This window comes from Vibrio sp. 1562 (genome assembly GCF_033340155.1).
Taxonomy (GTDB): Bacteria; Pseudomonadota; Gammaproteobacteria; order Enterobacterales; family Vibrionaceae; genus Vibrio; species Vibrio alginolyticus.
The window spans coordinates 23,077-35,460 of sequence record NZ_JAWOVY010000016.1 but is presented as its reverse complement, the minus strand read 5'-3'; the positions used below and the strand labels follow the sequence as shown (position 1 = coordinate 35,460).

General features: G+C 47.7%; 10 protein-coding genes. 3 read left to right on the top strand and 7 right to left on the bottom strand.

The genetic code is table 11. The features are described 5' to 3' along the window. Positions 1–78: 78 nt before the first annotated feature. On the bottom strand, positions 79–819 hold the full coding sequence (locus tag R7Z49_RS16305; RefSeq protein ID WP_005383852.1) for an amino acid ABC transporter permease: 741 nt from the start codon (positions 817–819) through the stop codon (positions 79–81). Between the two features lie 115 nt (positions 820–934). On the opposite strand from R7Z49_RS16305, the gene R7Z49_RS16300 reads away from it, so the two are divergent. After that, positions 935–1,711, top strand: a complete 777-nt coding sequence (locus R7Z49_RS16300; protein ID WP_005378944.1) for a transporter substrate-binding domain-containing protein — start codon at positions 935–937, stop codon at positions 1,709–1,711. 44 nt (positions 1,712–1,755) lie between these two features. On the opposite strand, the gene punC is transcribed toward R7Z49_RS16300, so the two are convergent. After that, positions 1,756–2,961, bottom strand: coding sequence for a purine nucleoside transporter PunC (punC, locus tag R7Z49_RS16295; protein WP_054579443.1), 1,206 nt, complete (start codon positions 2,959–2,961; stop codon positions 1,756–1,758). 152 nt (positions 2,962–3,113) lie between these two features. Between punC and punR the strand changes: the two genes are divergently transcribed. Beyond that, a complete protein-coding gene (gene punR, locus R7Z49_RS16290; RefSeq protein WP_005378948.1) occupies positions 3,114–4,016 on the top strand; it encodes a DNA-binding transcriptional activator PunR in 903 nt (300 codons plus the stop codon). Positions 4,017–4,070: 54 nt separating this feature from the next. Here the strand turns inward: punR and ilvA are convergent, their stop codons facing one another. From ilvA to ilvG, 5 genes are read right to left on the bottom strand one after another with little or no spacing between them, the layout of a single operon-like run. Further along, positions 4,071–5,618, bottom strand: a complete 1,548-nt coding sequence (ilvA, locus tag R7Z49_RS16285; protein ID WP_017635600.1) for a threonine ammonia-lyase, biosynthetic — start codon at positions 5,616–5,618, stop codon at positions 4,071–4,073. A gap of 2 nt (positions 5,619–5,620) precedes the next feature. Continuing rightward, complete coding sequence (gene ilvD / locus R7Z49_RS16280; RefSeq protein WP_132937262.1) at positions 5,621–7,462, bottom strand: dihydroxy-acid dehydratase; 1,842 nt, start codon at positions 7,460–7,462, stop codon at positions 5,621–5,623. 13 nt (positions 7,463–7,475) lie between these two features. Beyond that, positions 7,476–8,414 (bottom strand): branched-chain-amino-acid transaminase, encoded by a 939-nt coding sequence (gene ilvE / locus R7Z49_RS16275; protein WP_025768922.1) that lies wholly within the window; start codon positions 8,412–8,414, stop codon positions 7,476–7,478. A gap of 12 nt (positions 8,415–8,426) precedes the next feature. Continuing rightward, positions 8,427–8,711 carry an acetolactate synthase 2 small subunit gene (gene ilvM / locus R7Z49_RS16270; protein ID WP_005378958.1) on the bottom strand — a complete coding sequence of 95 codons (285 nt, stop codon included), beginning with the start codon at positions 8,709–8,711 and terminating at the stop codon, positions 8,427–8,429. 11 nt (positions 8,712–8,722) lie between these two features. After that, positions 8,723–10,369: an acetolactate synthase 2 catalytic subunit gene (gene ilvG, locus R7Z49_RS16265; protein WP_005378960.1), complete on the bottom strand. Its 1,647-nt coding sequence runs from the start codon at positions 10,367–10,369 to the stop codon at positions 8,723–8,725. Positions 10,370–10,833: 464 nt separating this feature from the next. On the opposite strand from ilvG, the gene R7Z49_RS16260 reads away from it, so the two are divergent. Further along, the gene (locus R7Z49_RS16260) at positions 10,834–12,357 is read left to right on the top strand and encodes a YifB family Mg chelatase-like AAA ATPase (RefSeq protein ID WP_005383862.1); all 1,524 of its coding nucleotides are present in this window, start codon (positions 10,834–10,836) and stop codon (positions 12,355–12,357) included. The last annotated feature ends 27 nt before the right edge of the window (positions 12,358–12,384 follow it).

Below are 12,384 nucleotides of genomic sequence, written 5' to 3'. Positions count from 1 at the left end.
ATTACCTACACTCTGTCTCTATATTGTCAAAGCCGCTCAACAAGAGCGGCTTTGTTGTTTCTAGCTAAGGCTTCATCGCTAGTAGCTAGGAATGGCAATACGTTTTTCGAGCCAACGAACGGCTTGAGATACAAATAGGATGAGTAACAAGTACTCCAAAACGAGGAAGGTATAAATCTCTAAGGGTAAGTACTCATTCACCACCAGCTCATTAGCACGGCGAGTGAGATCGCTTAAACCAATCACGCTGACTAAAGAACTCATCTTGAGAATGTAGACAAATTGATTGCCCAGTGGAGGGAGGATTTGTCGAAATGCTTGGGGAAGAATTACCAAGCGCATCTTTTGCCAATAGCTTAAGCCCAAAGATTCAGCCGCTTCATGTTGGCCACGGCTGATAGCTTGTATCCCACCGCGAAACACTTCCGCCATAAACGCACTCTCAGCGATAGTCAGTGCAATAACACCCGCCCAAAAGTGATTGAGTGAGACATCCAATAGTGTAGGCATGCCGTAATACACCCAAAGTAGTAAGACTAAAACTGGCACTGAACGGATCACCTCGACATAAATACGGTTTATCCACTTCAGAGAGGCTGAGTCCGACAGAGCGGGTAACGCAACGATCAGACCCAAGCTCATCGCAAATAACATACTGAGGAGTGATACCTGAATGGTGTCGTTAAACCCAGCGATTAAAAACTTTAGATTGGTGAGCCCTTGATCCGTCGAAGGGTCAAGTACATACCAGCCCCATTGATAATCTGAACAACCAGTGAGTAATAGCAGTGAAAACAGCCATAGAGTTCGAAACGTCACATTTACTCCCTGAATTAACTAAAAAACTTCCTTTGTTGCTGCTATGTTATCAGTAGAGCTCTAATAAAGGTTAATTATTAAACCGTATAAGGTCATTATTTTTAAGGGAATAAAAATGAGAAAGATTTTACTAGTGCTAGGAATGTGTTTGCTTGCTGCGACTCAAGTCGCTCACGCTGAAAGCCGTCTTCAATCCATTTTAGACAATGGCGTACTCCGAGTTGGAACGACGGGAGATTGGAATCCGATGACGATGAAAGACCCTGCGACAAACAGTTATCGTGGCTTCGATATTGATGTAACAACAGAGCTTGCTAAAGATCTTGGTGTAAAAGTGGAGTATGTGCCCACGGATTGGAAGACGCTAGTTAATGGCATTACCGCCAACAAATACGATATTACTGGCAGCGCATCTCTGAACATGTCGCGCGCGAAAGTAGCTGGATACAGCCAGCCGTATTTCTACCTTGCCTTTGTACCTGTGGTGCAAAAGAAAGATCTCGCCAAATTCTCTGATTGGGCGGATTTTAATAAACCAGAAGTAAAAGTCGCGGCGACGTTAGGTACGGTACAAGAAAAAATGGTGAAAGAATTCTTCCCGTCTGCTCAACATATTGTTATTGAAGCGCCAGCGCGCGACTTCCAAGAACTACTAGCTCGCAGGGCCGATGTATCGGTGACGTCCAATGTGGAAGCAGCGACGTTAGTGGACAAGTTTAAACAGTTGGCGATAGTGCCAGTGACCGCACCGCGTAAACCAACCCCAATTGCTATGTTGTTGCCGCAAGACGATCAAGTATGGATTAATTACATCAATCACTGGGTAGAGTTGAAAAAGACTCAAGGCTTTTTTAAGCAGACTGCCAAGAAGTGGGGGTTGAAAAGCTTATAAACAGAAAGAGCCGCATTGCGCGGCTCTTTTTATTATCTGAACGATTAAAGTTCGTCTTCACTCACGACTCGGGCGTTGTCAGGAGTCGTAAAGTGCTTGGATAATTCGCGATTCGACAGAATGTATCCCATCCACAGCCCACCCATACAGATGATGATTGCGATGCCAGTAACCATCTGAGCTTGGCTTGCCATTGCGGCTACCAATGCACTTGAGAAGCTACTTACACAGATTTGCAGGCTGTTTTGCAGACCTGCTGCTGTTGCAGGGCTCTGTTGTGCGCTGGCCAATGCACGGTTTACCACGATTGGGTACAGCGCGCCGTTAGCAACGGCAATCAAACAGAATGGCGCAAGAATAGGCCAAATCGATGACAGATCCCACTGTGAAGCAATGAAAATCATTAATGCCGCGACACTAAATAGGCCAATCAGTTGGCGCAGAACCTTTTCATCACCAAATTTTCGAACGCCTACTTTACCTAAGTAGCCACCAGCCATAAACGCGATGGTTTGTGGGATAAAGCTCAAACCAATATCTTTTGCTTCGTAGCCCAGTTGCGCCATGATTTCTGGCATCCCAGTTAGGTAAGCAAAGAATGCAGCTGAAGCCGTCGCAAACATAAACACGTTGCCAAGGTATTTTTTAGAACTCAGCAGCGCTTTGATGTCGGCAGACATACTGGTTTGTTTGATTTCTGCTTTCTCGTCTTTTTGTGCCATGGTCGCAAAGACCAAAAAGACACCAACCAGTGTTAGCGTAATAAAGATACTGTGCCAGCCGAAGTTATCTGCCAACACTACCCCTAATTGAGGTGCTAGTGCTGGTGATAGCGCGACGAGTGGCATGATTGTCGCAAAAATTTGTTGGCTACTGCTTGAGTAGCGTTTAATGACCATAGCCTGCCAGATCACGGCTGGTGCACACACACCGATAGCTTGGATAAAGCGCAGTGTGAGTAGTTGCCATACTTGATCACAGAAAGCCAAACCGAATGACGCGATAGTAAATAGCACCAACCCGGCTGCGAGTGTATTACGATGGCCAAATTTATCGGATGCCAATCCCCACATTAGCTGGCCAATCGCCATACCAACGAGGAATACCGTTAAAGAGAGCGCAATTTGCTCAGGGCCTGTTGCAAAGTCGATTTCCATCGCTTTGAATGCTGGCAGATACATATCGGTAGCAACGAAGCCAAGCATCGATAATGCTGCCAGATAAATGAGCTGTAGTTTTGAGATTTTCATGATTCAACCAGTCAAATTATTTAATCATTTTTTAATCAACATCAGTTGGCGCCAACCCTGATTTATTTACCTTATTATTCTATTTTTCGATTTTGAGAAAATAAAACGCTAAAATTGTTGGTTATCAATCAAATTTTTTGAAAGGTTAAATCATGTTCTCTAAAGCGTCTTTGGAAATGCTGGATACGGTTGCCCGTTTAGGCAGTTTCACCGCTGCGGCTGAGGTATTGCATAAAGTCCCCTCAGCCATCAGCTATGGAGTAAGGCAGGTCGAGCAAGATTTAGATGTGGTGCTGTTTCGACGTTTACCAAGGAAAGTCGAGCTAACTCCAGCGGGTGAACTTTTTATGGCCGAGGCGCGCTCTTTGCTGCGTCAAATGGAAGAGGTGAAAGCACAAACGCGGCGAGCGGCTCAAGGATGGAAAAGCACGTTAAAGCTGACCTTAGATAACGTGGTGAAGTTAGAAAAACTCAAACCTTTGGTGGAAGATTTCTATCGCGAGTTTGAATTTGCTGAATTGCAGATCAATATGGAGGTCTTCAATGGTTCTTGGGAAGCCATAGCACAAGGTCGAGCCGACATTGTCGTTGGCGCGACATCTGCGGTTCCTGTTGGGGGAGATTTTGAAGTCAAAGATATGGGCGTATTAGATTGGGCATTTGTAATGTCACCCGCTCATCCTTGCGTTCGACAACAAGTGCTTACTGAAGCGTTTGTGAGTCAATTTCCGGCGATCTGTCTTGATGATACTTCGAACGTGCTGCCAAAACGCCATACTGGCCATTATCCGCAACAGCGCCGATTATTATTGCCCAATTGGTATAGTGCGATTGAATGTTTAAAAAATGGGGTGGGCGTGGGTTACATGCCACGTCATATTGCAACACCCTTAATCAATGATGGTGTGCTGGTGGAGAAGGTCATGCCGGATGATAAACCGCTCAGTCACTGCTGCTTAGTATGGCGCAAAGATGATAATCATAAATTGATCCAGTGGATGGTGGACTATCTTGGGTCGCCTAATCAGCTACATAAAGATTGGTTACAGTCATAAAAAACACCTCGCATTAGCGAGGTGTTTTCATTGATATGTTTAAAATGTGGCGTTTTATGACAAGAAAAACTTATACGATGGGTTGTCTGTCTCGTCTTTGCATTGATAGCCAAGTTCACGTAAATGTGCAGAAAACTGAGCTAAATCGCTTTCATCTAACTCGAAACCACATAAAACACGTCCGTAGTCAGCGCCGTGGTTACGGTAGTTGAACAAGCTGATATTCCAATGAGTACCGAGTGTGCTTAAGAACTTGAGTAGCGCTCCCGGATATTCTGGGAATTCAAAGCTGTAGAGGCGCTCTTTAAGCGGCTTAGACGGCTTACCACCAATCATGTAGCGCACGTGCAGCTTCGCCATTTCATCATCAGACAAATCAACCACTGGGTAGCCACCATCACGTAAGTCGTGAATGATATGTTCTAGCTCTTCCTGACCGCCTTGCAAACGCACACCGACAAAGATATTTGCCAATGCGTCATCGTTGTAGCGGTAGTTAAACTCCGTTACGGCGCGGCCGCCAATGAGGTTACAGAACTCAAAGAAGGCACCTTGACGCTCAGGAATGGTGACGGCAAGCAAACCTTCACGTTTCTCACCAAGCTCGCAACGCTCAGAAACATAACGTAAGCCATGGAAGTTAGTGTTGGCACCAGACAGCACAGTACCTAAATTCTTACCTTGCAGTTTGTTTTGCTCAGCAAACTTCTTCAAACCCGCCAGAGCAAGCGCGCCAGAAGGCTCTGCAATCGCACGGGTGTCTTCAAAGATGTCTTTTACTGCTGCGCAGATTTCATCGCTAGAGACGGCAATATGGCCATCAATGTACTTTTGGCATAGACGGAAAGTCTCTTCGCCAATGCGTTTTACAGCGACGCCATCGGCAAACATGCTGACTTGGTCTAGTACTACTGGCTCACCAGCATCCAAAGCAGCTTTGAGGCATGACGAATCTTCTGGCTCAACTGCAATCACTTTGATTTCTGGCATGAGCTGCTTCACAAGTACCGCAACACCCGCAGCCAAACCGCCACCACCGACAGGGACGAAAATGTAATCAAGGTGACCATTTTGCTGCAGCATTTCCATGCCGATGGTGCCTTGACCTGCAATCACCAGTGGGTGATCGAAAGGAGGGACAAATGTGTACCCATGCAGATCAGAAAGGCGTTCCGCTTCCGCTTTTGCCTCATCAAAGTTGCTGCCGTGCAGCACTACATTGCCACCGAAGCCACGTACCGCATCGACTTTGATGTCTGGTGTGGTTTTAGGCATCACGATGGTGGTTTTGATGCCTAGCTTAGTACCAGAGAGCGCCATGCCTTGAGCGTGGTTACCTGCCGATGCTGCAATGACACCAGCGGCTTTTTGTGCTTCAGATAAACTCGCCACCATGTTGTATGCACCGCGCAATTTGAACGAGTGTACGGGTTGGCGATCTTCACGCTTGATCTGCACGTTATTCCCGATACGTGCAGATAAACGAGGCATTTCTTGCAGTGGCGTCACTGTTGCTACTTCATAAACAGGTGCGCGAAGGATTTGGCGCAGATAATCTGCGCCAGTTTGGTTCACTTGTTTTTCGGGTTGAGCTTCCATCATTGCTAGCCCTCTAGCTTCGACTTGTCTCGTACTGCACCCTTGTCAGCACTGGTTGCCATACTCGCGTACGCTTTGAGTGCAAATGAAACTTCACGTTGGCGGTCAACTGGTTTCCAGCCTAGTTCGTCTTGTTTTGCACGGCGCTCAGCAAGTTCTTGTTCAGACACTTGGAGTGAAATTGAACGGTTTGGAATATCAATTGCGATTATATCGCCTTCTTTTACCAGGCCAATTGCACCGCCGTTTGCTGCTTCAGGAGAGGCGTGGCCGATAGAAAGACCTGATGTGCCGCCAGAGAAACGGCCGTCAGTCAGAAGTGCACACTCTTTGCCAAGGCCCATCGATTTTAGATAAGTGGTTGGGTAAAGCATTTCTTGCATGCCCGGACCACCTTTAGGGCCTTCGTAACGGATAACAACCACGTCGCCAGCTTTTACTTTGCCGCCTAAGATGCCTTCTACGGCGTCTTCTTGGCTTTCGAAAACTACGGCTGGGCCAGTGAATTTATGAATGCTCTCATCCACACCAGCAGTCTTAACGATACAACCATCTAATGCGATGTTGCCTGATAGAACGGCTAGGCCACCTTCTTGGCTAAAGGCATGATCGATAGTACGAATACAGCCTTCCGCACGGTCGTCATCAAGGCGATCCCAGCGGCAATCTTGTGAGAACGCTTGAGTAGTACGAATTCCCGCAGGACCTGCGCGGTAGAACTTAAGTACTTCTTCGTCTTCAGTTTGGATGATGTCGTATTTCGCCAGCTGCTCTTTCATCGAAAGGCCAAGCACGGTGCGCGCATCATTGTGTAGAAGACCTGCACGATCTAACTCACCAAGAATTGCCATGACGCCACCAGCGCGGTGTACGTCTTCCATGTGATATTTCTGGGTAGATGGTGCCACTTTACATAGGTGTGGTACTTGGCGTGATAGGCGATCGATATCTTCCATATCGAAATCCACTTCACCTTCTTGCGCTGCAGCCAACAGGTGCAAAATGGTGTTGGTTGAGCCACCCATTGCAATATCCAGTGCCATCGCATTTTCGAACGCATCAAACGTAGCGATGTTGCGTGGCAGTGCTGATTCGTCATCTTGCTCGTAGTAACGACGAGTCAGTTCAACGATACGACGACCTGCATTAAGGAACAGTTGTTCACGGTCAGCGTGCGTTGCCAGCATAGAACCGTTACCTGGTTGAGAAAGACCTAGTGCTTCCGTTAGACAGTTCATTGAGTTTGCAGTGAACATGCCTGAACACGATCCACACGTTGGACATGCGCTGCGTTCGATCTGCTCGCTTTGCTCATCAGACACTTTTGGATCCGCGCCTTGGATCATCGCATCTACAAGGTCTAGTTTGATGATCTGATCAGAAAGCTTGGTTTTACCCGCTTCCATTGGACCACCAGAAACAAAGATAACCGGGATGTTGAGACGCATAGATGCCATCAACATTCCCGGAGTGATTTTGTCACAGTTAGAGATACATACCATGGCATCGGCACAGTGCGCGTTGACCATGTACTCCACAGAGTCTGCGATCAGTTCGCGTGAAGGCAGTGAGTACAGCATGCCGCCGTGACCCATTGCGATACCATCATCAACCGCGATGGTGTTGAATTCTTTTGCGATGCCGCCGGCTTTTTCGATTTCACGCGCTACAAGCTGGCCCATGTCTTTCAGGTGTACGTGACCCGGAACAAATTGAGTAAACGAGTTTACAACGGCGATGATTGGTTTACCGAAGTCTTCTTCTTTCACACCCGTTGCACGCCACAGTGCTCGTGCACCCGCCATGTTACGACCATGTGTGGTGGTAGCTGATCTATATTTTGGCATTTCCTAATCCTTCTTACTTCTGTTCTGGGTACACATAGTCTAACCAGCCCCACTTATCTTCCGTGGTGCCGTCAAATAGGCCAAAGTAGGCTGCTTGTAGTTCTTTAGTGATTGGGCCGCGTTTACCTGTACCTACTTCAATTTTGTCGATGGTTGCCACTGGTACAATCTCAGCCGCAGTACCTGTCATGAAGACTTCATCGGCAAGGTAAAGGGCTTCACGAGCAATGTTCGCCTCACGTACTTTGTAGCCTTTATCGCGTGCAATTGTCATGATCGAGTCACGAGTGATGCCCGGTAGAATCGCGCTAGTTGCTGGTGGTGTAGTGATTACGCCATCTTTGATAACGAAGATGTTTTCACCAGCCCCTTCCGATAGGTAACCATCTACGCTTAGCGCAATACCTTCGTCGTAACCGTGACGACGCGCTTCACCACCAACCAGTAGTGAAGATAGGTAGTTACCGCCTGCTTTAGCCGCAGTTGGGATGGTGTTTGGCGCAGCGCGATTCCAGCTTGAAATCATCGCATCGACACCTTTTTCTAGCGCTTCTTCGCCTAAGTAAGAGCCCCAAGGAAATGCTGCAATGATTAGATCCATCTCAGTGCCAACTGGTGGACATACGCCTAAGCCAACATTCCCGACAAAACCCAATGGACGAATGTAAGCGCTGTCGAGTTTGTTTTGGCGCAGTGTTTCGCGGGTCGCTTCCATGATTTCTTCTACAGAGAAAGGGATCGGAAAGCGGTAAATCTTGGCAGAATCTTTTAGACGTTGTGCATGCTCACGGTGACGGAAGACAATTGGGCCTTTTGGTGTGTTGTAACAGCGCACGCCTTCAAACACGGATGTACCATAGTGCATTGCGTGAGTCAGAACGTGAACGTTCGCCTCTGCCCATGGAACCATCTCACCATTAAACCAAATGAAATCTGCAGTTTTCGTTGCCATTTGTTGCCTTCCTTATGCACTTACGTGTTGTTGTAAGTTGTGATTTGGCAGTTCATCGTTGCGGATTTTTAGCACCTCAACCTTACGAACGTCCCACAACTTCTCTATTTGATTGATCAAAAACGAGATTGGTCGATCGCTGTCGACGATGATCTCGACGCTGGCTACTTTGCTTTCGTGGTTTTGCGTAGCAGCGACTTGTTTGATCACGAAACCTCGGTGACGAATCACACGTAGAACGCGCTCCAACAGTACCGGTTTGTCATCGGCTTTGATGTCGAGTAAATATCTGTCCATGCGATTGTCTCCTATGTATTTTCCAACATATCACTGTTTGATGCGCCAGGTGGCACCAATGGCCACACGTTTTCTTCTTCATCAATCAAAACGTGAAGCATGTAAGAAGTTTCACTCGCTAGCATCTCTTTGAGAGCAGGTTCGACTTCTTCTTTCTTGGTGATGGTTTTGCCCGGGATATCGAATGCTTTTGCTAACATCACGAAATCTGGGTTGTCATCAAGAATGGTTTCACTGTGGCGACCGTCAAAGAACAATGACTGCCATTGGCGAACCATGCCAAGACGTTGGTTATTAAGAAGGACAATCTTCACTGGAATCTGCCGACGCTTCAGCGTGCCCAATTCCTGAACGTTCATCATAAATGAACCGTCACCTGTAATAAGGATAGACTGATCATCAGGACGTGCGACTGCAGCGCCCATCGCTGCTGGCAAGCCAAAGCCCATGGTGCCAAGGCCTGCAGAAGTGATAAAATTTTGTGGTTCGCGTGGCTGGATATGTTGCGCTGCCCACATCTGATGCTGACCGACGTCGGTCGAGACAATTGAGCTATCTGGCATCATGTCAGACAGTTGTTTAAGCAATAGCGGTGCGTAGATTAACTCGCCTGGGTGGTCGTAACGCCACTTAAAGCCGCTGCGCAGACTTTCACTGTGATGAACCCACGGTGAGATATCTTGAGTCAGCTCTAGCTGAGGAAGAATGGTGTTGATGTCGCCACGTAATGGTGCGTTGGCGTGGCGCAGTTTATGAATCTCCGCAGCATCAATGTCGATGTGAATCACTTTCGCATTTGGTGCAAACGTATCGAGCTTACCCGTCACACGGTCATCAAAACGCGCGCCAACCACGATCAATAGATCGGCTTCTTGAACCACTAGGTTGGCGGCTTTGGTGCCATGCATACCCAACATACCAAGATAGTGGGGATCATGGCGTTCAATGGTACCGAGGCCTTTTAATGTGCTAACTGCAGGCATTGGGTTTAAGCGAAGAAATTCGCGTACTGCATCGGTTGCTTTCGCAAGTTGCACGCCACCACCAACATACAACACTGGGCGAGTAGATGCTGCCAGCACATCTTGCGCACGTTTGATATCTTCAGCGCTGACATCTTCGATTGCTGGTGCTATGTATGGAGGAAGAAGGTCTGTAGGTGCTTGAGCGAGTTGAACGTCTTTGGCGATATCGACAATGACAGGACCCGGACGACCGGTTTTTGCGACCTCAAAGGCTTCGGCAAGTGTCGGAGCTAGATCTTCAATTTCGGTCACGAGATAGCTGTGCTTAGTACAGGCTAGGGACATTCCGATCACATCCATTTCTTGGAATGCATCGGTACCGATATGAGAGCTAGCAACCTGGCCTGTGATGGCAACTAGAGGTACGGAGTCAAGGAAAGCGTCGGCAAGGCCGGTAACAAGGTTAGTGGCTCCTGGGCCAGAAGTTGCCATGCACACAGCAACGTCTTGAGTGGAACGAGCCATCCCGATAGCTGCCATAGCGGCCCCTTGCTCGTGACGGCATAGGATGTGTTCCACCCCACCGTCATACAAAGCATCATAGATTGGCATGATGGCCCCGCCGGGGTAGCCAAAAACGGTTTCGATGCCTTGCTGTCTTAAAGCGGCTACGACAAGTTGTGCACCAGTCATCGTAAACCTCCTTTGCTACGTTGTGGCTCGTAGCGATTGCCATATTTATTGCACTTCATGTGCACTCCCATTCTTCCCGTTAAACTGTCCGAGGGTTAGACAGATGACAACTTGTAGTTGTAAAAAAACCCCCGGACTTTTCAGTGCGGGGGTTTTTTGTAATTTGTGGTTACCTTTCGCCCACAATACCCCGCGCGGTGCCAATAATGACCACGATAATCAGGGCTAGCAGTGCGTTGATATGAGCGAAAAGGTTCATCTGTCTGTCGTTCTTTTTTCGTTAAAAAATGTTGTGTAATGTTCTACGAAATTGTTTGCGTCATTAGTGGTATCACACAATTCCGCTGCATGACAAGCAAAAAGTCATTCTTTTTTCACATTAACTCTCAATTGGGACGCGGTATATAACATAACCAACTAGATAAAACATTTGTTTACAGAGTGTTCAAAAAATTGAGGAACGTATGGGGCTGGCAATCATTCATAGTCGAGCAAGCGTCGGGGTGCAAGCGCCATCGGTTAGTGTAGAAGTTCATATCAGCAACGGCATGCCAGGGTTTACCTTAGTAGGCTTGCCAGAGACAACGGTAAAAGAGTCCAAAGATCGCGTACGCAGTGCGATCATTAATTCTAACTTTCAATTTCCTGCTAAGCGGATCACCGTGAACTTGGCTCCGGCAGATCTACCCAAGGAGGGAGGACGTTTTGATCTTCCTATTGCATTAGGAATTTTGGCCGCTTCGGAGCAAATCGCGACAGATAAGCTCAAAAACTACGAATTTGTTGGTGAGTTAGCACTATCTGGTGGTCTGAGACCTGTAAAAGGTGTGCTGCCTGCTGCGCTGGAAGCTAGTAAGATTCAACGCCATTTGGTCGTCCCACATGTGAATGGCGATCAGGCGGCGCTGGTGGGGAAGGAACAACATAAATCGGCCCAATCATTACTGGAAGTATGTGCCGAGCTTTGTGGTCAACATCGACTGAATCTTTTTCAAACGCCTAAGCGAAAAACGATCGAAAAACATGGTCGAGACTTACAAGATATTATTGGCCAACAACAAGGTAAGCGAGCACTGGAGATTGCTGCCGCTGGAAACCACAACTTACTTTTCCTTGGCCCGCCAGGTACTGGAAAAACGATGTTGGCTTCGCGTTTGTGTGACTTATTACCGGAAATGAGTGACGAAGAAGCAATGGAAACCGCTTCGGTGGCATCGTTGACTCAGAGTGAAATTAATGAGCATAACTGGAAGTCGCGTCCGTTTCGTTCTCCGCATCATTCAAGTTCAATGGCGGCATTAGTCGGCGGTGGTTCGGTACCCAGACCAGGGGAGATCTCTTTAGCCCACAACGGGTTATTGTTTCTCGATGAAATGCCCGAATTTGATCGTAAAGTTCTGGACTCGTTACGCGAACCGCTCGAATCTGGAGAGATCATTATCTCTCGAGCGCAAGGTAAAACACGCTTTCCGGCTCGTTTCCAATTAGTCGGAGCCTTGAACCCAAGCCCGACAGGATATTACGAAGGCAATCAAGCGCGCACCAATCCACAAGCTATTTTGCGCTACCTTGGTCGATTATCTGGACCACTGTTAGATCGCTTTGATATGTCTTTAGAAATCCCAGCTTTGCCCAAAGGGACATTAGCAGAAGGTGGTGATCGCGGTGAGCCGACTGCTATCGTAAAAGCGCGTGTGAGCCATGCGCGTAACAATATGCTAAACCGCAGTGGTAAGGTCAATGCACTGCTAGGTAGTCGAGAAATTGAGGCGTTTTGTCCCTTGCATAAGAGTGATGCTGAGTTTCTTGAAACCGCTTTGCATCGTTTAGGGCTCTCGATTCGTGCATATCATCGTATTATCAAAGTGGCGCGAACAATCGCCGATCTGGATGGGGCGGAGCAAATTGAACGAACGCACTTGGCCGAGGCGCTTGGGTATCGAGCGATGGACCGTTTGCTGAAACAGCTTACGGCGCAAGCGGTATAGACAGCAAAGTGTCATCGCAACAAGTGT